General features: G+C 49.0%; 17 protein-coding genes and 1 pseudogene. 10 read left to right on the top strand and 8 right to left on the bottom strand.

Annotated elements, in window-relative coordinates:
- The first annotated feature begins 170 nt into the window (after nt 1-170).
- From F5I99_RS13140 to F5I99_RS13110, 7 genes are all read left to right on the top strand, one after another.
- A complete protein-coding gene (locus F5I99_RS13140; protein WP_151056716.1) occupies nt 171-2,465 on the top strand; it encodes a diguanylate cyclase domain-containing protein in 2,295 nt (764 codons plus the stop codon).
- A gap of 76 nt (nt 2,466-2,541) precedes the next feature.
- The gene (locus F5I99_RS13135) at nt 2,542-2,922 is read left to right on the top strand and encodes a hypothetical protein (RefSeq protein ID WP_151056714.1); all 381 of its coding nucleotides are present in this window, start codon (nt 2,542-2,544) and stop codon (nt 2,920-2,922) included.
- A 63-nt stretch (nt 2,923-2,985) separates the two neighbouring features.
- Nucleotides 2,986-5,505, top strand: a complete 2,520-nt coding sequence (gene secD, locus F5I99_RS13130; RefSeq protein ID WP_151056712.1) for a protein translocase subunit SecD — start codon at nt 2,986-2,988, stop codon at nt 5,503-5,505.
- A 99-nt stretch (nt 5,506-5,604) separates the two neighbouring features.
- Entirely contained in the window at nt 5,605-7,248 is a 1,644-nt protein-coding gene (locus F5I99_RS13125; protein WP_191905851.1) for a methyl-accepting chemotaxis protein, read from the top strand.
- On the top strand, nt 7,241-8,008 hold the full coding sequence (locus F5I99_RS13120; protein ID WP_325062992.1) for a response regulator transcription factor: 768 nt from the start codon (nt 7,241-7,243) through the stop codon (nt 8,006-8,008). The genes F5I99_RS13125 and F5I99_RS13120 overlap by 8 nt, the downstream gene beginning before the upstream one ends.
- A gap of 4 nt (nt 8,009-8,012) precedes the next feature.
- The gene (locus F5I99_RS13115) at nt 8,013-9,407 is read left to right on the top strand and encodes a sensor histidine kinase (RefSeq protein ID WP_151056708.1); all 1,395 of its coding nucleotides are present in this window, start codon (nt 8,013-8,015) and stop codon (nt 9,405-9,407) included.
- A gap of 567 nt (nt 9,408-9,974) precedes the next feature.
- Nucleotides 9,975-10,406: a hypothetical protein gene (locus F5I99_RS13110; RefSeq protein WP_151056706.1), complete on the top strand. Its 432-nt coding sequence runs from the start codon at nt 9,975-9,977 to the stop codon at nt 10,404-10,406.
- Between the two features lie 200 nt (nt 10,407-10,606).
- On the opposite strand, the gene F5I99_RS13105 is transcribed toward F5I99_RS13110, so the two are convergent.
- From F5I99_RS13105 to F5I99_RS13070, 6 genes and pseudogenes are all read right to left on the bottom strand, one after another.
- Nucleotides 10,607-11,059 carry a hypothetical protein gene (locus tag F5I99_RS13105; protein WP_151056704.1) on the bottom strand — a complete coding sequence of 151 codons (453 nt, stop codon included), beginning with the start codon at nt 11,057-11,059 and terminating at the stop codon, nt 10,607-10,609.
- Between the two features lie 391 nt (nt 11,060-11,450).
- Nucleotides 11,451-12,113, bottom strand: a pseudogene (locus F5I99_RS13095) (IS30 family transposase); the annotation flags it as partial.
- Between the two features lie 356 nt (nt 12,114-12,469).
- On the bottom strand, nt 12,470-13,486 hold the full coding sequence (locus tag F5I99_RS13085; protein ID WP_151056702.1) for an AbrB family transcriptional regulator: 1,017 nt from the start codon (nt 13,484-13,486) through the stop codon (nt 12,470-12,472).
- Nucleotides 13,487-13,496: 10 nt separating this feature from the next.
- Nucleotides 13,497-15,008 (bottom strand): tripartite tricarboxylate transporter permease, encoded by a 1,512-nt coding sequence (locus F5I99_RS13080; protein WP_151056700.1) that lies wholly within the window; start codon nt 15,006-15,008, stop codon nt 13,497-13,499.
- Nucleotides 15,009-15,032: 24 nt separating this feature from the next.
- Nucleotides 15,033-15,485, bottom strand: a complete 453-nt coding sequence (locus F5I99_RS13075; protein WP_151056697.1) for a tripartite tricarboxylate transporter TctB family protein — start codon at nt 15,483-15,485, stop codon at nt 15,033-15,035.
- A 51-nt stretch (nt 15,486-15,536) separates the two neighbouring features.
- Nucleotides 15,537-16,532, bottom strand: a complete 996-nt coding sequence (locus F5I99_RS13070; RefSeq protein ID WP_151056695.1) for a Bug family tripartite tricarboxylate transporter substrate binding protein — start codon at nt 16,530-16,532, stop codon at nt 15,537-15,539.
- A 271-nt stretch (nt 16,533-16,803) separates the two neighbouring features.
- Between F5I99_RS13070 and F5I99_RS13065 the strand changes: the two genes are divergently transcribed.
- From F5I99_RS13065 to F5I99_RS13055, 3 genes are all read left to right on the top strand, one after another.
- Nucleotides 16,804-18,831: a sensor domain-containing diguanylate cyclase gene (locus tag F5I99_RS13065; protein WP_151056693.1), complete on the top strand. Its 2,028-nt coding sequence runs from the start codon at nt 16,804-16,806 to the stop codon at nt 18,829-18,831.
- Nucleotides 18,832-18,904: 73 nt separating this feature from the next.
- Entirely contained in the window at nt 18,905-19,414 is a 510-nt protein-coding gene (locus F5I99_RS13060) for an oxidoreductase (protein WP_225307409.1), read from the top strand.
- A 27-nt stretch (nt 19,415-19,441) separates the two neighbouring features.
- Complete coding sequence (locus F5I99_RS13055; protein WP_151056691.1) at nt 19,442-21,322, top strand: ATP-binding protein; 1,881 nt, start codon at nt 19,442-19,444, stop codon at nt 21,320-21,322.
- Nucleotides 21,323-21,343: 21 nt separating this feature from the next.
- On the opposite strand, the gene F5I99_RS13050 is transcribed toward F5I99_RS13055, so the two are convergent.
- Nucleotides 21,344-22,765, bottom strand: a complete 1,422-nt coding sequence (locus tag F5I99_RS13050; RefSeq protein ID WP_151056689.1) for a diguanylate cyclase domain-containing protein — start codon at nt 22,763-22,765, stop codon at nt 21,344-21,346.
- A 160-nt stretch (nt 22,766-22,925) separates the two neighbouring features.
- Complete coding sequence (locus F5I99_RS13045) at nt 22,926-23,243, bottom strand: high-potential iron-sulfur protein (protein WP_151056687.1); 318 nt, start codon at nt 23,241-23,243, stop codon at nt 22,926-22,928.
- Nucleotides 23,244-23,688 lie beyond the last annotated feature (445 nt).

Below are 23,688 nucleotides of genomic sequence, written 5' to 3'. Positions count from 1 at the left end.
TATTAGCGGGTAGGTAGTTATGCAGGCTTGCTGAGCCTGACTGACACTGGAAATTATAAATAGCTCCGTCATTAAGCTCAAAAAAATCTTTTTCAATTATATACAAGCCAAGTAATATGGGTGTGTTAAATAATCTTAACGGTTTCCGAAGTAGTAAGAGAAGCTAGCGTTTGAATATATCTTATCTGACAATGCCTGGGCGCATCATAAAGCATCGACGCTTGGCTCTATTGTTTCTAACCCTCTTGTGTGCGCTTTTTGCCGCTGTGTTCCTTAGTCTTTGGAGCAGCTTTAAACATTCAGTGGAGCAGACGCAGCAACGTATCATTTTCCAGAGTCAGTTATTGGAACGTAGCGTTACCCGGACACTGGACTCTGTCGAGTCTGCAATGATATCGCTGGATACGCTGTTTTCTCAACAGGCTGAGGGTGGCGTATCGGTTGCACCCATCGAAGGGCTGCGTCAGCGCGTTGATGAAATGATTCATTTTGCGCCACATATTCGTCAGATCATTATAACCCAAGGCACCGGGGTGCTCGTTGACAGTACCGGCAGAAGTGAAGGTCGAGAGATAGATTTGGGCCGTATCGGCTTGGACCCTAATACCGCAGACGGATCTCGAATTTCGAGACTCAGGATCATCAGCAGGGTTGATCAGCATTTTTTATCCTTGTTTGATCAGCAGGAAGCCATATCCCCCCACCCTGTTATGGTAACCGGACTTCGTTCAGGCTTTCAGTCCTTGACGGGTGAATCCTATTGGATTCTGGTTGCATTGAACCCTGAATATTTTACCGATTTCTTTCTGACAGAAGAGGTGGAAAATACCCTGCAGCAGGAAATCAGCTTACTCAGTTATGATGGCGAGCGGCTTGTTTCCATGCTGCCTAACGCAGCAGAGTTACCGCCGGTCGGCACTTTTCTGCAATCTGGACGGCATCAACAGCTGTATTTCACTCCGGATGCGCTGCATGCCTGGAGCCTTTCATCACGTTATCCTTTGATTATTTCTGTTACCCAGTCACAGCGCGATTTTGTCAGGAGCTGGTGGCAGAATAATCAGGCGATGCTCCTTGTACTCTGTGCTTTGGTGATGTTGATGCTGGTGAGCATGGCGGTATTGGTTCGCGAAGTGATGCATCGTGTATCCATTCAGCAACAAATGGCACTGCTATCCAAGGCCGTTGATCAGTCCAGTGCGGCGGTGATTTTGACTGATAACACCCAGCGGGTTGTGTATGCTAATCCTGCCGTTGAGCGGCTGTTCGGCTACTCGGCAAGTGACATGTTGGGGAAAAATCCACGCTTTCTGGGAAGCACTTGGACAGATCGGTCTACCATGGATAGTCTTCGCCAGGCGTTACAACAAGGTAGCGATTGGGAAGGTGAGTTGATTAACCGCACGGCAAAAGGCGAATTAATGCCGGTGGCGACCCGAATATCTGCCGTACTCGATGAAACCAATTCAGTCAGCCATTTTGTAGGCGTGTTGGAAAACATAACCGAGCGTAAACAGCATTTAGAACAATTGCATCAGCAAAATATCAAACTTAGTCAATTGGCAACAGTGTTTACCCATGCGCATGAAGGGATCATCATTTGCTGTCCGATGGGCGAGATTCTGGAAGTGAATGATGCATTTTGTGTGATCACTGGATATGACCGTGCAGATGTACTGGGTAAAAATCCCAGATTGTTACATTCAGGTCATCATGATGCCGAGTTTTATGAATCTATGTGGTGGTCTATCAATACCAATGGGCATTGGAGTGGTGAACTATGGAATCGGCGTAAAGATGGTGAAGTGTATGTCGAGCACATAACAATCACCGCGGTACAAGATGACTCTGGAGACGTGCTGCACTATGTTTCTTTGTTCAGTGATATCAGTCGGCAGAAACAGCAGGAGCTTCGGTTACAAAAGCTGGCGCACTTTGATCCGCTGACCGGCTTGCCAAACCGTTCATTGCTGCATGATCGCCTTCAGCAGGCCATGCATCTGACGCTGCGGCGCGAACGCTTGATTGCAGTGGTGTTTATCGACCTGGATGGTTTTAAGCGTATTAATGATGATTTTGGCCATGCGGCAGGAGACAGTTTGCTCTGCTTCCTGGCGGAGCAGATGAAGCAGACTTTACGAGAGGGCGATACCTTGGCGCGTATCGGTGGTGATGAGTTTGTCGCCGTATTGACCGATCTGGCCGATACCCAGGCCTGTGAAATTGCGCTCAGCCGCTTACTTAAGGCGGCTATGCTGGAGCATCAGTACAAAACTGAATATTTTCATGTCTCCGCCAGTATGGGAGCAACCTTATATCCTCAAGTGGAAACAGTTGCACCTGAGCAGTTATTGCATCAAGCCGATCAGATAATGTACGCGGCGAAAGAGTCAGGTAAGAATCAGTTTCAGATTTATGATTCTAACCAAAACACGGTTATACAAAAACAGCTTTGTCTTTCCTGAAGTTTGGGGCGGGTGGACAATTGACTCCAACCCGCACAAACCTGATAATCCAGCGTCTATTCCACAGGTTTTTTCCATGCCAAATCAAACCACATCACCTGTAGCTCCAGTGCTTCAACCCGGCGTGATCCGGATGTTGCTGTTGGTGCTGTTGTGGTTGATTTTCACCGCCTTGCCCACGCCCACTTTGGGTGATTCGAAAACCGGCTTTACCGCCGAGGCGCAGCCTTGGGCTGTGCTGCTGCAGTCACAACAATCTCGTAACTTTAGCGTTGAACCGTCGGATGAGGATCAGCAGCAGGTCTCAGCCGATCCTGGCCAGTTGTTTGCCCTTTTTGTTGGTCTGCTACTTTGGCTGTGTGGCCAGCGCACTGTTGAGTCCACGCGTGTTACCGCCGTTGGCGTGTCTGCGCGGCAGTTCTATCGACCCCTTCTGAGAGCCCCGCCACAACAATAAGCGCTGCATATGCACTGTCTGATTCAGGCAGTAACGCTTATTCTGTTTCTATTGGGGTAACCTATGAATAATTTTTACCGGCGAGCTGCACTCTGTGGCTTGCTGATCCTATGCATGCTGTTGAGTGCCATACCAAATCTATTACCTTCTACAGTGGCAAGTCACTTGCCAAGCTGGTACATCCATAGCACCCTGTCATTGGGCCTGGACCTGCAGGGAGGCTCGCACTTGCTGCTACAGGCCGATGGGCAGGCGATGCAACTGCAGGCACACCAGGGGCTGGCTGATGAAGTCGCTGATGTGCTGCAGCAGTCAGGAATTACCTTTCGCTGGGTTGGGGCACCGGAAGATCTGCGCTTGGTGTTTAATAAGGAAGCGCAGTTGCTGGAGGCTAAACAGCAATTGCAACCGCTGTTTAGAGATGCTGCAACCGGCATACGGCGGGTCGAACTGCTACAGGATGGCCACCAACTGAGTCTGCAAATCACCCAGGACTGGCAAAATCACCTGATGTCTGAGGCGATCGAGCGCAGTCTGGAAGTGGTGCGTCGGCGTCTGGATGAAACCGGGCTGGTTGAACCCAGTATCACTCGTCAGGGGCGCGAGAGTATTTTGGTGCAAATGCCGGGTGTAGCAGATCCTGCCGAGGTGCGCGCATTGCTCGGAACCACCGCAAAAATGACCTTTCATTGGTTGGCGGATGCGGCTGATGCTTCAGTCTTAACGGCGATCCACTGGGATGCCACCGGTGAACAACGCTATAGAATCGAGACAGCTGTGGCACTGGAAGGCCAGCATATCCGTGATGCACGCTTGGGCTTTGATCCTGAGACTGGGGCCGCCGTGGTGCATTTTACCCTGGATACTGAAGGGGCTCGGCTTTTTGCCGACATGACGCGGGCAAACATGGGTCGTGCCTTGGCGATTGTACTGGATGATACAGTGATCACCGCACCGGTTATTCAAGGCGTGATCAGTGGCGGTTCTGGTGAGATTAGCGGCTCTTTTACCCCACGTGAGGCGGGTGATTTGGCACTGTTATTGAGAGCGGGTGCTTTGCCTGTGCCTTTACAGGTCATTGAAGAACGCAGTGTGGGACCGGATCTGGGCAGCGATGCCATCTCGATGGGGGTTACAACTGGCATGATCGGTGCCGCCTTGGTGCTGGCTTTTATGCTGGCCGTCTATGGCAGTTGGGGCGCGATTGCTTGTGTCGCCTTGATAGTGAACCTGGGCCTGATACTCGGCGTGCTGAGTTTGTTGCGTGCAACACTGACCTTACCTGGTATTGCCGGGATTATTCTGACGCTGGGTATGGCGGTGGATGCCAATATCCTCATCAACGAGCGTATTCGAGAGGAGGCACGCAAGGGCTATTCGGCGGCCATGGCGTTGAAGGAAGGCTTCTCACGTGCCTGGAGTACCATTCTTGACTCCAATCTAACCACGTTGATTGCTATCAGTCTGCTGTTTTTCTTTGGTAGCGGGCCGGTGAAGGGGTTTGCCGTCACTATAGGTATAGGTCTGCTGACCTCGTTGTTTACCTCAATCACCCTGACTCGCTTACTGATGGAATGGCGCATTCGTGGCAAAGCACGTCAGCCGCTTAAAATAGCCGGTGTCCAGTGGCTGGATCGCCTGAGCCAAACGGTTCCCGATTTGATGCGCGCGCGTCGGCTTGGACTGGCCTTGTCTCTGGCGCTGTCCCTGGCATCGGTGGCACTGTTCGTTCAGCCTGGGATGCACTACGGCATCGACTTTACCGGAGGCACGCTGGTTGATGTACGTGCGGAAGGGATGAGCACTGAATCACTGCGCCATCAATTGGCTGAACAGGGGCTGGTGCAAGCCAGTATTCAGGAGTCCGGTGAAGCCGGGCAGTATCTGGTACGTTTACCCTTGGCAGAACAACAGCAAGCCGTCGCCACGGCCCAGGTAGAGCAACTCAAGCAGGCGGTGTTAGCCGCACAACCAGAGGCCGATTTTCCGCGCACCGAACTGGTGGGGCCAAGGGTCAGTGGTGATTTCAGTGATATGACGCTACTGGCAATTCTGATTGCAGGCGGGGGAATGCTGGGCTACCTCTGGTGGCGGTTTGAATCCCATTTTGCCTTGGCCGCTACGCTCACCATTGCCTTGGATCTGACCAAAACCATCGGTTTTTTTGTGCTGACCGGCGTTGAGTTCAATCTGACGGCGGTAGCGGCGTTACTGGCGCTTATTGGCTATTCCGTGAATGACAAGGTGGTGGTGTTTGATCGCATCCGTGAGAATCTGCGGCTCACACCGGACAAGCCGATGCTGCAATTGTTGAATGAAAGCATAGGTTCGACGCTGACACGGACTGTATTCACCTCGGTAACGACGCTGTTGGCATTGCTACCGATGGGGATTGCCGGTGGCAGTGCGGTGTCCAGCTTCGCTTTGCCGATGTTGTTTGGGGTGGTAGTGGGCACGGCTTCGTCGATTTTCATCGCCTCGCCCTTGCTTTATTTGCTGGCTCAGCGACGTATACGCCAGGGCCTGCCTCAGTTACGCCCGACGGCAGAGGCATTACGGTGTGAGTTGGAAGTAATGCCCTGAGAAGATCGGCAGGTATCAGTTGCTCATCTGCTGATATCTGCCATATTTCTGTCATAAATGTCGCGTACAAAGGGCTCTTTCATTCAAGAGACTTTGAGCATGCTGTCCAGACTCACGATTGCAAAAAAATTACTTCTTCTGGTGTTGGTGCCGCAGGCTGCATTGATTCTGGTCCTGCTCGCTAGCCATTTCAGCTCAGTCGAAAAAGACCGGTTATTTCTGACGCTGTATGATGAACATCTGGCGGTGCTCTCGGATGTATTACGTGTACAGCGCCTGGTACAGACTGAAGGGATGGCTCAGCTGTCACAATATCGAACTGGGTGGGACAGTATGGCCAACACTCAGACGGCTATTGATGAGTTACTTAAAACAGCAGAGCAGCATTGGTCTGTTTTTCAGCAATTGCGGCCTGAGCAATTGGATCAGGATGAAAATGAGATTCTGGATACGCTGGATGCCGGCTTTATAAAAGTGACTGCACAGTATCGTGCTTGGGTAGAGCCGGTTGGCAGTGATGCCCTGGCCATCCGCATTCTTAATGAGTCGACGATCAGCGCTGAGGTCTCTCAGACTATTGAGCCTTTCAGCCAGATGGTGGATCGGTTTGTCCAACAACAAATTGAGACAGCCGACAGTGTTCGTGTAACCGCACAACGGCTGACCGAGCAACTTGTTTGGACGTATCTGTTGGGTGGAGGGGTTATCTGTATTCTGCTGTTTGCACTCGGGCTGCAGGTTCAGCGCTCTATTTTAGGACCAGTGAGTCGCCTCAGGGATCTGTTAGTGGACATTGAATCTGATTCTGATTTATCACGGGTTGCAAACGAGCAGGGGAAAGATGAGGTGGCTGCCGCCGCTCGTGCCTTAAATAAAATGCTATTTCATTTCAAAGGACTGGTGCATGAGATCAGCGATAACACTGAACAGTTGCGTGTACAGGCTGATCGGACACTGGATATCAGTCAGCAGGTCACACAAGGCGTGGAAAGCCAGAGTCAGCAGGCTGTTTCGCTGGCTTCAGCGGTGGAGCAGATGTCAACAGCGATTGAACAGGTGAATCAGAATACCGTCAATGCGGTGACCTTGGCTGAGGCCGCCCAGAGGGTGACTGTTCAGGGGAGAGAAATATCCACCCAGAGTATGGCAACAGTTGAACATCTGGAGCAGCATTTGAGCCATACCCAGACGGTGATTCAGGAGTTGCATGATGGATCCAGAGAGATTGCCCAGGTACTGGCTGTGATCCGGGGTATTTCCGAGCAGACTAATCTGCTGGCACTGAATGCGGCGATTGAGGCAGCGCGTGCCGGCGAGGCGGGCCGCGGTTTCTCTGTTGTAGCCGATGAAGTGAGAACCTTGTCGTTCAATACCCAGCGGGCAACCGAATCGATTAATGGCATCATTGAAACACTTCAGCTGCGTGCAGAACAAGCTTCAGGGGTGATGAAAACAGCCTATAATCAGGCCAGTCATAGCGTAAATCAGGTGCGTGAAGCCGATCAGTTATTTGGTCAGATAAGCAATTCAGTCAGTGAAATTGTGACGTTGAACAACAGTATTGCGACTGCCAGTCAGGAGCAGATAAATGTCACACAACATCTATCCTCGGCCATGCAGCAACTGAATCAGGATATAGATGGCCTGAACCGAACGGCTGCTAATTCAGCAGATGCCAGCCAGGCGTTACACCTACTTGCAGGTGTGTTATCTGAGGGATGTCAGAAATTCAAGCATGCCTGATTTGATTTGCCGAGGGTTGCCAGATACTGACAGTCGCCTGTTTGATGCTATCATCGGTATTTTTCCGTCAGCATTTAGTACAGGCAGTTGTGGTATGAAGATACTTATCCTGGAAGACAATGCCATTTTGGCCCAGGGGCTTAGAAGCGTTATTGAAGAGGCTGGTTATTCCGTTGATCTGTTGATGGATGGTAGTCAGGCGATTGCATGGCTGAAAAGCGGTCAATATGACCTGTTAATGCTGGATTTGGGTTTGCCCGGCATGGATGGTATTGAAATCTTGCGTTATTTGCGTCGTCACAATAATCCGATACCGGTGATCATCATCACGGCTCGTGATCGGCTGGATCAACGTATTAGTGGTCTGGAAGAAGGCGCGGATGACTATCTGTGCAAGCCCTTCTCACTGGAAGAGGTGGTGGCGCGTGTACGGGCAGTAATCCGTCGTAGCCGTTCCTTTTCCGACAATCGTCTGAAAAATGGCGATCTGGAATTGTGCCTGGCGTCGCGTACCCTGACTCTGAAAGGAACTGAAGTTATATTGCATCGCCGCGAGCTGGCCGTGCTGGAGTATTTGCTCCTTAATCGCGGACGCTTGCTGAGTAAGGATCAGGTAGCTGACAGTATCGCCTCATTTGAACAGGATGTCAGTGCCAGTGCCATCGAAACTTATGTATCCCGTATCCGCAAGAAGCTCGGCGAAGCCGCAGCCATTCGCACTGTACGTGGTTTGGGGTACCTGATGGATAATCTGGATTGAGGCTATGATTCAGTCTGTTCGTGCCAATCTGATTCTGTGGTTTATCGTGCCGTTGATTCTAATGATTCCACTCTCACTGTATGTCAGTCAATATGTTCTGACGCAGCGGATTGATGACAGCTTTGATGCCATGCTGCACCTGGGTGCGGAACGTTTTGAGGAGCGTTTATTTTTTGCCGAGGGTGATGTGCGGATCAATATGCACTATTTTTCCGTAAACTCGTTGGGCACCGGGGGACAGGGTAAGTTATTTTACCGTGTAAAGGATGCTCAGGGACGTCTGTTAGCTGGGTTTAAAGGCTTGCAGGGGCCTGGTATCGCATTTCCGGGAGAGGGGTTTTATGACACTGTCTTTGCCGGCACTGAGTTGCGTGCGCTACGTTTATTCATCCCGGTTCGGGGCGCCTCAGCCGGGGAACTGGTCGAAGTGATTGTGGCTGAGTCGCGTGAAGGACGTGAAAATCTATTACAGGATTTCCTGTCAAATCTGTTGGTGATCAATGTGGCGTTGGGGCTCAGCGTGTTAGCCATTGCACTGTTTGCTATACATCAGGGTCTGACGCCACTGAAACGTATTGAGTCGGCGTTACGAAGTCGCTCCGCACACGACCTGTCTCCAGTGGATGAGCAGGTACCTGCTGAGGTGAGTATGTTGGTGGACAGCATCAATCACCTGATGGTCAAGATCAAACAGAACATGCAGCATATCCAGCAGTTCAATGCGGATGTCTCACACCAGTTGCGTACGCCGATATCTGAAATCAGGGTATTGGCAGAAATATCGGAAAAACAGTGTAATGATCCGCTATTGAAGCAGAATCTGCAGTCAATTCGAAAAACCACAGATTATGCGGCGCGTACTACGCAGCAATTGCTTAAATATGCCAAGACCAAAAGTGATCTGGTCGATCATGCCGCGCTAAGTGTTCAGGATCTGCAGCCGGTCTGTCATGAAGCCTGTGCGCGTCTGCTTAACCGTATTCTCAAACGTGGACAGGAACTGGAATTTATTGCCGATGAACGTGAATTTCCGGTGCGTTGCGATCCGATCATGGTGCAATGGCTGCTGACAAACCTGATTGATAATGCCAGTTTGCATGCCGGTGGTCCGGATGCAGGCTATCATGGAACTATCCGTGTGCGGCTCAATGAGGTAATGGGATCGGCCTGCCTGAGCGTAGAAGATGATGGAGTCGGGATTCCTGACGCCGCTATGCAGCATGTTACCGAGCGTTTTTACCGGGTAAACCGCGATGAAAAAGGCAGTGGATTGGGGCTGTCAATTGTCAGTCAAGTGGCGCAGACGCATGCTGCACAGTTGCAGCTGCGTCATTCTGAGCAGGGTGGATTGCTGGTATCAGTGCTGTTTCCGTTGGTAGAGGCGATGACGGAGCAATAGGCCTAACGGGTAATTAAGCAACCGGACGGTCAAGGTAATGTTCATATAAAGCAGCCAGTTCAGTTGTCACCGGCCTTGGGTCGCCACCGCCCGTCTCTTATCTCGGGAGTGGCGGCTGTTGGGCTTGGCATAGCCGCGGGTGACTCCGATCTTAATGATCACACGTTATCTCGCCAGAACATGGCACTGCAAACCTTAATTGCATGGCAATTATTGGCCTCTTGCCTGGGGCTAAGGCGGCAAATCACTGCCGAAGTTTACGCTGTTCCCTGACATACAGGTGTACTTCTGTGATCTGCATCGCTATTGATATAGGCGGAAAACGAACATACCAACCGGTTGCTCAGGCAGTACTGACTAAAAAGAACTGATTGATCAATATACTCACAAGGTGAGTGAGACGAATGGCGGGAAATTTGCATACTCTGGTGAGAACATACTTGGCTATGAAACTCGACAGATGGGTTTGATCACTATGATAGGTTGATTGGCTGAAATTACAGGCTGACAGTGCTTTTGTAGGTTTGCCTGGCTGTAATTTTTTAAATTTAAAGGAAGGAGTCTGTTATGTCTTCAATAAACGATATAGTTAATAGTTTTAATACAGGCTTTTTTAGTACTGCCATAAAGAGCCGCGAACCTATAAATCTTGAAGTCAATAAACCAGAAGAGCTCGCAGACTTTAAAGAAGTAATGAGAGTCGTAAGTACTAAATCTTCTACGCCTCCTCCTCCTTCTAAATACGTCCAACTTGATGGATTCACCACGGGGGCAAATGGCAGTTTAGTACCAACCAAAATTACTCTGGAAGGTGTTTATGCTCACGATTCATTTTACGATGAAAATGGCAAGTGGGACGTAGAAGCAGAAGCTTATAGAGAAAGAGAGCTTGTATATAAAAAGGAATTTATTAATAACTGGATAAAAGATAATGGTTATGATGAGTTTCACGATACAGATATTTTAATGAAAGTACTGTTAGCTAAAACTGAACTTTAATCACACTTTACCACTCCCGGCCTTGCTGAGACTCTAGTATGGCTGCATACAATGGATACGCCGCCTGCTTTCAGTGGATAAGTATGAGGTCTATTGCCCGCTCTGGAATAGCAGGGTCGGCTCGATGCCACCTAACAGTTGTGGCCAAGGCAATAAAGCATCTATCCGAGACAGAAAATCTATGTCAGTTTTTTCGGGCATTATGCATGTGTGTCAATTTCGGGAGAATTACCCATAATCTCGAATCTTTCTAAAAATGAGAGTGCAGATAGATTATTTTCATTTGAAAATCCTTTGGATTTGTTAAACTCGATATTACTGCGTATCGCATCAAACATATTAAATTTCTCGTTCATAATAGGGTCTGACTCGGTGGGGTTCCGAAACGTACCGTTTCCAGTCGGAATTAACACCACGCTATGTGAAAAGAATACGGAGGAGAGGTCCGCGTCCCCCGATTTCATGAGTGCATTCGCCATTGCACGCGCTTCGTTCCGAGACATGCTGCTTGGATCTATAGTTTGAGCTAAATCTCTTAATGAGGTTGTTTTTTGCGGCTCCGTAACGTTATTTGTCATGCCAGGAGGAAAGTTATTGCCGCCTTTATTGATATTTGTTGACGTTGTTGCCTGAAAGCCACGAATAATCGACATGTTTATCTCCTACTGAATAGAAGTCTGATGGAAAGCAAAATCTAAGCCATGTCGCCGTTGTATCGGGTGTAGCATAGCAAATGGCACCACAGGTTGACCGTCTTTGCTTTTATCTGATTCGCTATGACGCCGGTTAGCTCAATGGTCCTTATTACTTGAAGGCAGAGATTTGGCGACTTTACCAATGCTTAATCCTTGAATTAGAATTGAGAACACCACAACAGTATAAGTAAGTGCAAGTAAGATATCGCGTTCAGCCCCCGCAGGAAGCTGAAGTACCAATGCCACAGAAATTCCTCCACGTAAGCCTCCCCACGTCAGTACTTTCCATGCGCCGGCGGGAAGTTTGAGTTGTTGACCCTGAATTCAACTCCGAAGTGCGACACCCGCATTATGCCGCCTGAATTGATTCTTGGAACACCATCTCAGGCTGCCTGAACCCAAGGAACTTTCGCGGCTTTAGATTTAAGCTTTTTTCTGCTCGTCGTACATCCTCATCTGTAATCAATCTCAGATCAGAACCTTTGGGTATGAATTGCCTCAGCAGACCGTTAAAGTTTTCATTTAATCCCCGTTCCCATGACGAGCAAGGATGCGCAAAATATACATCTGCATTGAGTGCTTCGGCTACTGCTTTGTGTTCAACGAACTCACTATCGTTATCAGCTGTAATCGTATGGACATGGGCCACATATGGCATGAGCATATCGATAATTGCATCCCGTACATCTACCGCTCGTTTGGCATCGACCCTGCGTACCAGATACATGCGCGTTTTGCGTTCAGCCAATGTGACTAAGGCTCCGGTTCCATGCTTTCCCATCACAGTATCCACTCCCCAGTCTCCAAAGCGTTCCCGTGTTTCAACGATCGCTGGCCGGTCATCAATCAAGCGTGGATCCGGTATTACCGAGCGCTTGCTATTGCTACCTTTACGGTAACGTTTATGCCCTTGACACAGAAACCTGTAGAGCTTACCACCCAAGACCTTATCTGTGGCGACATGACGGTAAATCCACTCGTGACTTACTGGCAAACCAATGGGCTTGCTGACGCATAACTTCCTTGGGCAAAAAGGGCCGATATCTGGTATCGTTTACCTTCGGTCAACTGCTGATAACTCATGGTGATACTTACTTCTGCTTTGGCGAGTTGAAGCGTACCACTTTCAGCAGTTGGCTACCTCTCTCCGTTCAACCATGAGTGTCGCACTTATTATATGAATCCCCGGCTTGCTTGAAACGTGTGGTTACTTCGCTGTTGATCTTGGTTCACTCGACACGGGTGGCAGATTAATGGAATTGCCGTTTGGTGCACTGGCGACACACAATCTGATCAAAATTTGATCCAAAGCACCGCCGCTATTATCCATGCCGGTTACAGTCGTGGTGCAACAAATTTTCACTGGTATCAGTCTTGTTTCCGTTGGTGGCGCAGCAAGAGTTGGCTGAGTAGCGGTGTTGACAGGATGAGTAAAAACATCCGGATCAGGTGGATATACACCACATAGATGGGATCGATACCTGCCGCAGTAGCAATCAGTGCCATTTCACCTACACCGCCAGGTACCAGCGCCAGAAACGCATGAGACAGCGGAATACCTGTCAGCTTCCAGGTCAAGAGTCCAAACAGCGCAGCGATCAGCATGCCCAGCGTAGTGGCCAGCACAGCATAGCCACTGACCTTGAGCAGGGCACGCAGACAGGTGCCAAAGAATCGACTGCCAATCGATGATCCCAGTACCACAAAGGTAATGATCATGACCCAGCCAGGCAACTCGATATGGATGACGGTAAGAGACAGCAGCGCACTGGTCAGTAAAGGGCCCAGAAACTCAGCCATCGGCAGACGCAATTGTTTTGCACCCCACCAGCCAACAGGTACCAGACCAATCCACAACAGATCCAGCCAGTTGCTGGCCTCCACGGTCGGACTGGCCAGTGTCTGTCCGGGCATGAAGTAGAAAATCATGGAGGTGCTGATAACCACCAGTGTGATACGTAGTGTTTGCGCAATAGCGATCCAGCGTGCATCCCCACCCAGAAGATCGCCTTGAATCACCACAGCGTTCATCGTGCCTGGCAATGACGAAAACAGCGAGGTTACGGTATCGAGTCCGGCCAGACGCTTGAACATCCAGGTGTTCAGTAGCAGCGTAAAGCTCACTGACATTAGCATCAACAGGACGCTGGGGTACCAGGTGATCAGTTCTTTCAGTAACCCGGATTCAAATCGGGTTCCCAACCAAAAGCCAAGCACGCCCAGAAAAAATCGGTTGGCCTGGCGATTTACTTGCACTTTCACCCCTTTAAGTGCCAGTAGTGAGACCAGCATTAAGGGGCCCAGCATCCAGGGCAAGGGCAGCCCGAGCCACCAGGCGGCCCAGCCGCCCAGTGCACCTAATAGCAGGGTGTAAAGTGTTTTCAAACCGCCTCACTCATTCAGTTACGCTTTTTACCGGTCGGCGGATGATCAATGCCAGCAAGTGACGCCCAAACAAGGACAGTAGTAACAGTCCGATGATGGCCAGCGTTACCGGGCGTTCCAGCACATAGCTGATATCACCGCCACTAATCTGATAGCTGTGCAGCAGGGCTTTTTCAGCCATAGCACCCAGCAGTATGCCAATCACAGCCGCCGGGACTGAGTAGCCGTAACGACGCATCAACCAACCAATGATAGCAAATGCCAGTACGGTAAAGGGTCCAACAAAATTTCCCGTCAGACCAAATGACCCCATGACAGCCAAAACTAATACCGTTGGGATCAGGTAGCGCATTGGTACTTTGATGATATTGGCCAATAGCGGAATAAACAACAGACCCAGTATCATCAGGAAAAACACCTGGGCAAAGTTGGCAAAGATGATGGCATAAACAATATCGGTCTGCTCACGAATAAACTGTGGGCCGCCGGTAATGTTGTGCATGGCGAAGGCGGCAAGCATCACCGCTGTGGCTCCACCACCGGGAATGCCCAGTGCCAGCAGAGTCGCCATGGAGCCTGCTTCGGAAGTACTGTTGGCCGATTCAGACGCCACAATGCCTTTTGGATTACCCTTGCCGAATGAATCTGGATCAGCGTCACGGCGTTTAGTTTCTACATAAGACAGCAGGTTGGAAACCGAGGAGCCAACGCCTGGAACAGCACCGACGAACACGCCAATCAAACAACCGCGCAACATCACCAGTGGGGATTGGAAAGCCATTTTGAATCCGGAAATGATCTTGCGCAGATCCACCTTGCGTGATGCTTTATTGTCGACGATATATTGTTTATTGGCTAGGCGAAAGAGTTCTGAAGCGGCAAACATCCCCATCATGGCGGGAATGACCGGGATACCATCAAACAGATAGAAACTGCCCAGGGTACCACGCGCCATGCCAATTTCATTAAAACCTATGGTACCGATCAGCAGGCCAACAAATCCTGAAATCAGACCCTTGAGCATATGTTCACCACGCAGGCTGGCGATCAGTGTCATGCCCCATAGAATGACCATGAACATCTCGGATGGCCCGAGTTTCAAGACCATCAGGCTGATTGGCTGAATCATCACAAACAGGATTAGATAACCGACCAGTACCCCGAAGACAGATGATGCCAGAGCGATGCCTAGGGCCTGGTTATGCTTGCCTTGTTTGGCCATCGGATAGCCATCAAATGCTGTGGCAATGGCCGACGAAGTGCCGGGAATATTCATCAGAATAGCGGGAATACCACTACCAAAAGAGCCCCCGGTAAAAATAGCAGTCAGAAACAGCATCGCCTGTAAAAAATCCATATACAGGGTCATTGGCAGAAAGATAGCCATCGCCATAGAGATCTGCAATCCGGGTGTAGCACCGAAAATCAGGCCAATGATAATACCGGGAACGACGATCATCCAGGGTGTGAAACTGCTGAGTAGCATGGACAGTGCCGCAGCACTGGCAGCGAAATCGATCATGAGAACTTCACCTTGTACAGATTATCAGTCGATGGGTAGGAAGGTCATCGGCATGGGGTAGGGCAGCATCAGCGCAAAGAACAACGCGATTGCCAGACCGAAGCTGATGCTGTATCCCAGCACCCAAAACCAATTACGCTCGTTTTTCATGCGCAAGAAAATCGCCACGAACAAAATACTGCCCAGATCGAATCCCAGCCAAGGCAGGGTCAACACATACACCGCAAAGAGCACAATGATTGGCAGAATTTCTTTGATCGGGTCGTCATCAACCGGTTCAAACAAGTCGCCACGCCAGAGACTGATGACCAGTTCAGCGACACACAGGATCAGTACCGCCACAGCAACCGGCAGAATTAACAGCAGATTGGGGGTGGTAAAGGAAACACGGATGGCATCACTCAGATACCAGAGGGTAAAGCCAGCCAGTCCAAGCAGCATGCACAGTTGGCCAACATCTTTTTGAGTCTTGTTCATGAGTCACATCCTGCTGCCCGATGACCGGGCAGCGTTGGTGGATAGGGCCGATTAATTCAGGATATGTGCGTAACTACGGAAGGTTTCAAAGTTGTCCCGCATTAGCTGGTTGGACTTTTCCGGGCCAATCCAGACGCCACCAATTTCCTGGCTACGCAGCTCATCTTGTAACTCTTTTTTGGCCAGTACATTCTGCATCGCTTGGGTAAGCTTACTGAAGCGCTCAGGGTGACGGCGTTCGAATTCAGCACTGACAGCAAAGCCGCGCATTGATCCTTGCAATACCGGCACTTCAATATTCAAAGGCTGTAATGCTTCATTGACTGTCGGTACATCCCACTGTTCCACCCGATCTTCACTGACAATTGCCAGAGGGATCAGGAACTCACGGATACTCTCACTGCCTTGAGCGCTGATCAAAACCAGGTCAACCTGCCCACCGGCAACAGCAGTGCGAGCTTCACCACCACTGTTATAAGTCACCAGATTCAGGCTGTCCTGGGGGATATCGTAAGCTTCCAGGAGGATGCGTGCCATCAGGTGGCCAGCCGAACCCTGCACCACTGAGGCGCGTACTGTACCTGGCTCATTTTTAATGGCGTCGAGCACTTCGGGCAGACTGGTGTAGCCACTGTCTTTGTTGACGGCAATCAGATCCTGATCAAACCACTGAAAATTAATGTAAGAAAAATCTTCCACGCTGTAAGTCGCGTTACCTGACAGAATGGTATTGTTCAGGTAGGGCGCAAAGGTGGAAGAAAACAGATGGTAACCCTCGTCTGGTGCATTGAGAATGTAGTTGGCGGCAATCTGGGTACCGGCACCGGGACGGTTGGTCACGCGAACAGGAACACCCAGCTCTTCTGCAAGGTAGTTACTCATAATGCGAGTCATACGATCAGCACTTCCACCAGTACCGAAGCCGACAACCGCTTCGATAGGGCGGTCAGGATAACCGCTGGCGGTCGCCGAAGTGGCGGTAACCAACAGGGGGATAGTCAGGGCGCAGGCGGCCAGTTTCAGGGTTTTGCTAAAGGATATTGCCATGGTAAAACACCTTCTAGTTATTGTTTAGATATGTGCCGTCCAAGTCAGAGGGATTGCGTTGGCACTTTGGCACTATAGGGAGCAAAGCTGTCATAAAGCTGGCAAGTGAGAGATAAATTCAATTCTTTAGACCAAAGTATAGGTGTTGCGGCACCTAAACTGGTGTGTGGATCTCAATATTTTGTCATAATTGAGTCTATACACTTCAGTTATTTGTTAAAGGTTTTAAACTGCCCTACTTCTTTGGTTTACTCATCAATATGTCTTTCTGATGCGCTTTCTTAAAAATTGGATGCGCACTGGTCGATTGTTTTTTCTTGTCAGTGGCTTGCTGGCTCTTTTGTTTATTGGTCTGGATTTCGGCATTGAGCAGCGCAGCCAGCAGCAACTGTTGACACAGTTGGAGCTTGAGGCGCAGGGGTTCCGTAATGGCTTTGAAATGTCGCACCGGGATCTGCAACTGCAGATGCTGACGCTAGCCTCTTTACTGGCTGAAAATAACCGAGTTCAAACACTTTTTCACCAGGGTGCTCGTGTTCTTGATAGTGAAGGCGGTGGCGCGGGGCAAGCAGAAGCCGCGTTCTGGCGATCAGCGTTATTCAACTATCTTGGTTCTCGTTGGCAACTGATGCAGGATCAATATGGATTGCGGCAATTGCAATTTCATGTTGGCCCCGGTGTGACTTCGTTCCTGAGAGTACACAATCCAGGTATGTTTGGGGATCAAATGTCTGGTATCCGCCCTGTTATAGAAGATGTGTTACAGGATCAGCAGCCGAGAAGTGGTTTTGAAACGGGTCGAATCTATTCGGGTATTCGAGGAGTGGTACCTGTCTGGTTTAATCCACCTCGACAGCCCCGCCAGTTTGTCGGTGTGCTGGAAGCGGGTACTTCCTTTGATACACAATTACAGCGTTTAGATCAGCAGTACAGTGCTGGCTTCGCGGTGTTACTTAAACGTGACTATGTTGAGCAGCAGGTGTGGGAAAGCTATAGAGACGATAATAGTTTCCACCTTCCTGAGGCGTGTAACTGTTACATAGAAGCCAGTTCGCGTGATGAAATACAGGATTGGTTGCAGCAAGATCTGTTTTCGCCTCTGGTTGATGATGCTACTCAATCAGTTTTATTAAAACTCCCTGGTAAGCATGTGCACTTTACCCGTTTTGTTCTAGCCGATTATAACAGCCAGAAATATAACGCAGTGCCTGTTGGATCTGTGTGGGTTTGGCAGGATAAATCAGCGTTGATATTGGCTATTCACCAAGAGCGCTTGAAAATGCGCGTGGCATTGGTGCTGGTGTATATGGTCGCCTTAGGGCTGTTGATCTGGCTGTTGCGGTTAACCCAGCGTCGCTTACAGTGGCGTGTAGATGTGGCGGTTCAACAACAATTGAATACCGCCAGAGCGCTAGAAGTCAGTGAACAGCGCTATCAGAATGCACTAGGTGCTGTAAATGATGGCTTGTGGGAAGCTGATTTTGTAACGGGTGAGTTACATTGGGATTCACGCTGTTTTGAGATGCTTGGCTATGCTGAACCGCGTGATCTGGTTATCGATGATTGGTATACATTTATTCATCCAGAGGACTTGCCAAGTATACAAAATACCATTGAGGAGCATCTGGCAAACCAGCAGTCTTATAGCATTGAGTATCGTGCATGCTGTGCCGATGGTTCCTGGCTATGGGTTGAAGGACGTGGAAAAGTTATCCAGTGGCAAGGGGATAGCCCGCATATCATGACGGGTACTGTGACGGATATTTCAGCGCGTAAGCATGTAGAGAGTGAGCTGAGACGACTTTCTGTGACAGACAGCTTAACGGGGCTGAGTAACCGTCGTTATTTTTTCAAACGCCTGTCTGCTTTGCTGGCGGCATGCCAGCGTAAGTCCAGACCCATGGCCGTGCTGATGTTGGACATCGATCACTTTAAAGCTGTAAATGACCAGCATGGGCATGCGGCAGGTGATGCCATACTTATGGAGTTTTCAAACGCTGTCAGTCAATTGCTGCGCCAGTCAGATCTGCTGGCCAGACTCGGGGGGGAGGAGTTTGCTATTCTGCTTCCTGAGACTGATGCGCAGGGTGCATGGGAGCTTGCTGAGCGTATCCGTCAGGTTGTTGCGGCTGCCCGTGTTGAAATAGCCAATACCCAAGTGTCGGTAACCGTCAGTATTGGTATCAGTCAACGACTTGACTCAGATATCAGCGAGGATGAGGTGATAGTCAGGGCCGATAATGCTTTGTACCGGGCTAAATCGCGCGGACGTAATCGTGTTGAAAGTGATGCCGCCTAATTGCTGTATCCGTGAAATCATCTATAATGAAAAAAATAGAAAACTCAGAAAAAATAAAAAGCGAGGAAGGTGAATGTTTAAATATAAACTGCTGCAAGGGATTGCCTTGCTTGTCCTGATGAGTTGTGGTGTCCATAGTGCGCTGGCTCAGACCCTCGAAGGACCGGTTGTTTTAACGCTGAGTGGTAAAATTACTCATACCAATTCAGATCAAACCATGCAGTTTGATCGTGCCATGCTTGAGGCGCTGCCACAGGTCAAAGTAGTAACACAAACACCGTGGTTTGATGATGTGAGTGAATTTGAGGGGCCTTTGGCGTCCGCCGTTCTGGAAGCAGCAGGCGCTGATTTCAGCGCTAATATGCGTGTGACGGCACTGAATGATTACAGTGCGGTAATTCCGGCGTCGGACTTTAAAGATCTCGGTGTGATCTTGGCAATGAAACGTAATGGCAACGTGTTGCGTGTCCGTGATAAAGGACCGTTATTCATTATCTATCCATTTGCTGAGAATCCTGACCTTAACTCAGAGGTATACTACAATCGATCTGTATGGCAAATTAAGTCCATAGAGCTATATTAAAGCGGATTGATTCAGGGGTAGCAGGGTTTGGCGTTAGAAAAACAGGTTTATTTTCGTCGTACTTTCTGGCTGCTGTTGCTGTCTACTTTGGTTTTTCTGGTAGCCGCTTTTTTTATTCTTAATGCCATGCATGACCGTTCACGGCAATTGCTGGAAGCCGCGCGGGAGGACGCGCTTTGGGCCAGCTATCAGTTGGATCGCGAAAATCTTAAGTTGTCCCCGTTACTTAGCCACTTTGCTGTTTCGCCCGATACTTCAAACTGGCTGGCGCTTGAACTGCGTTTTGAAATTCTATATAGCCGAATACAGTTGCTCCAACGCGGCGAAATGAGTCAATTATTTGGTGATGAAACGGGTGATTTGTCACCTTTTTCACGTGAAGCGGTCGACATTATTCTGGAAATGGACGGTTTTTTTGCACAAGGACCTGATGTTGTCAAAGAGCATATCCAGTCACTTATCTCCCTTTCTGAACGCTTATCGCAGGTCACTGAGCGTATTGTTGTCGATATGAAAGGGCTGGCTGCTTTACGTATCAATGAAGAGCGAGCCGAACAACGAAAAATGTATCGGTATGTGACGCTGTTGATCGTTCTGATTACTATCAGTATGAGTGTTTTGATTCTGCTGTTATTGCGGCACATGTCGTTTGCTGCCAAAGCGCGGGCCAAGGCTGAAGCATTGGCAGAAGAGCTGCGGGTTGCCGTTAATCAGGCTCAACAGGCCAGTCAGGCTAAATCTGATTTCCTGGCTATGATGAGTCATGAGATCAGAACACCGATGAATGGTGTTCTGGGCATGTCGCGCTTACTGATGGAATCTGATCTGGATACTGAACAAAAACATCTGGTCAGAACCCAGTACTCCAGTGCAAGCGCTTTGCTGTCCATCCTCAATGATATTCTGGACTTTTCCAAACTGGAAGCCGGTCGTATGGAACTCGACACCGTGCCATTTGTGCTACAGGATCTGGCGCAGGAAGTGGTGGCTTTGTTTCAGGCGACGGCGCAAAGCAAAGGAGTGCAGTTGCAATTGCATTTTTCAGAGCAAATCTGTTGCGGATACGAGTCAGATCCCGGACGTTTGCGTCAGGTGCTGCTGAATCTTGTGGGCAATGCGATAAAATTTACTGAGAAAGGACAGGTGGATGTGTACTTTTCTCATCCTGAAGCGAATAAGCTGAGTTGTCGTATCGTTGATACCGGCATCGGTATGTCTGCTGATGCAGTTAGTAAGCTGTTTACGCCTTTTACACAGGCAGAGTATTCAACTTCACGGCGTTACGGTGGGACCGGCCTGGGGTTGGCTATCTGCAAGCGCATCATTGAACAGTTGGGGGGCAATATCAGTGTTCATAGTGAACTTGGGAAGGGGAGCTGTTTTGCTTTTGTCGTACCGATCAAATCTGTAGATGTACCAGAACGGTCGGTTGTATCGATCAAAAGCTGTGCGGCTGAATCTAAACTTGATTTTTCTTCATCTGAGCAATTATCTGGTCATGACGAGACGGTAAAAAAGGCATCTAATACGCACAGGATACTGTTGGTTGAAGATAATAAAGTTAATCAGATGGTGGCTACTGGTTTACTTAAAAAGTTGGGCTATCAGTGTGTTGTTGCCAATAATGGCAAAGAGGCTATCGAGCAGGTAATCGCTCAGAGTTTCGATCTGGTATTGATGGATATGCAAATGCCGGTCATGGATGGCATCACGGCGACTCGAAAAATTCGAGCGTTGGATCACCCGGCAGCCTCCGTCGCAATTGTGGCAATTACTGCCAATGCCATGCTTGAAGATCGGGAAGCCTGTTTCAGTGCCGGTATGAACGACTTCCTCAGCAAGCCTTTCAATAAAGAAGATCTTGCTGAAAAAGTGGCGCATTGGTTAGGCATTGCCTCAAGCGGCTGAGTACCTGGTTTGATTATACTCTTAGGGTTTTTCAAAAAACTGGCTCGGGTCTGATGCCCAACTAATACGATTTTTCCCGGCGGCTTTGGCCGCATACATTGCCTGATCGCCTGCGGCCATGAGTTGATCAAGTGTCAGTCCATTAATGGGGAAACAGGCAATACCGATACTGATACCCAGGCCGAATTCCGAAGACTCAAATTGTATGGGTTGGGCAACGCACTGCAGTATTTTGTCTGTCACAGTCAATACAGCATCAATACTGTCAACATTTTCCAGTAATACAATAAACTCGTCACCGCCGATACGGATGACACTATCGGTACCTCTGATAATACTCCGGAAGCGGTTTGCCAGTTCAATGAGGGTTGAGTCTCCCGCTTGATGCCCATGCAGGTCATTGATCTCTTTGAATCCATCCAGGTCCATATAGAGCAGTGCCAGAGTATCCTGATTGCGTTCGGCTCGAGCAACGGCCTGATTAAAACGATCATATAACACGACCCGATTGGGTAACCCGGTCAGACTGTCATGTTGAGCAAGCATTCGATACTGAGCTTGTGATGCTCGCAAACGCTCAGTCATACGCATCAATTGCCAGACCATAAACGCTGTCAATATACCAAATGTGGCCCCAATTGAGCGTGCTGTCCAGATAAGTTTATTGGCTGGGTCTGCTTGTGATTGATCCGAGATAGCGACCATTTCCCAGGTACCATTGAGTACACTGATAGAAGAGTGTATTGCATCCCTGTGTTTAAAGAGAGCTTCATCGCCATAAAAAACCACACCATCGGCACCCGTACCTTCCAGGCTACGCAGAGCAATGTTGAGACCGAGTGAAGGATTGAGTATGCCGGAGGCTTCAAGCAGTGCTGAAAAATTAATAGGTGTACTCATCAGCCCCCAGTAATGTTTTTTGCCCTCAGAGGCGCGTAGATAGATAGGCACACGATGAATGATGGCAGAGTCACCCTGTGCTAATTCATAAGGGCCGGCCAGAACCGGCTCAGCCGTTTCCATCATTATCCGTGTGGCCAACCCTTGTTCCGGGTGATTGATCAAGTCGAGCCCTAGTGCAGCTTCATTGCCCTCTAATGGATAGATATAGCTAATGATATTGTCTGGTGCCAAGGTGATGTGTCTAATCAAACTATTCTGCTCAAGCAACTGTTCACTTAGTTGAGTAAAAAACTCATCACTGATTTCACCGTTGCTACTGACGAAGGCAATCAGACCAGCAGTAAGGTTTGTCGCACCATTAAATGCACCTTCAATATTGGCCCTGACTTCGGCAAGACGTTCAACATTGAGGGCTTTCTGCTGTTGCTGCAATGTGCTCTGATACAGGCCGCTCATGGTGAAAAACACCAGCGTCACCAGTAGGCCCAATATAGGCGCCAGAATAATGCGAAGCGTGCGCGGTGGTAGCGTATTGCTCATGCTTTTTTTCTCTGACTGGGTTTTGTGCACATAGTTATACCACTTAATAGGAGCTGTTTTTTAGTATAACTTTTTGCAGCGCAGCAGAATAGTTGGTTGTTCTTTAAGCAATAAAAAACCCTCTAAAGAGGGTTTTTTGAAGGTGTTGCCAATTATGTAATCAGCCTGGACGTTGGACCCAGGATTGACACCAGCCTGTGGGTTCAACAGAGAAGCCCTGGAACAGGGTGCAGCCTTGAGTATCAGGTTGCCAGAACATGCAGTTCTCACAAACTGAATCAGGCTTATGCGCTGGATGATCAGCAGCGTCAGCCGAATTTTTTACATAATTGAGTGCTTTAGCGTTGGGCGCATCTTCACTCAGCGGTGGCAGAGTGGCAGCGAATGACTGCGAAGTCAGAACACCCATGCCCAGTGGCAAAGCAGCCAAACCGAACATGCCTTTTTTCAGAAAACCACGACGACTCGTGTTAGCCATAATATTGACCCTTTTCATTGACGGTTGAACCCGCGCCCATTCTTTTGATCGGCTGCGGATTGGAAGTTGATAAGTATATTAGAACTCGCTTGGATTGCCAGTGCAATGATACAAATCAAGATTCTCAAGTGTGACACAGGTTTTTTACCTGGGTTCACATGTATTTGTAAAGGCAGCGCCCTTATAGGTCTTTGCTTTATAAGATCATACGGCACATAGGATGAATGCGATCTGAATAGATGGGTTGGGTTGGGGTATATTTTTATGTCAAATATGTCTCTTGTGGTGTTTTTTGACATGTAAAAAATGACAGTTTATGACTTCTGTTCAACCAAATTAAGGCTGTTATATGTACAAGTAATTGAGTAAGTCCTTTTTATTATAAAGCTTATTATCAGAAGAGGCTTGCCGTTTTTAATATGGCACTTATTTTGCTATATACCTG

Source organism: Nitrincola iocasae, assembly GCF_008727795.1.
GTDB classification, from domain to species: domain Bacteria; phylum Pseudomonadota; class Gammaproteobacteria; order Pseudomonadales; family Balneatricaceae; genus Nitrincola; species Nitrincola iocasae.
This window is presented reverse-complemented; position numbering and strand designations above follow the sequence as displayed.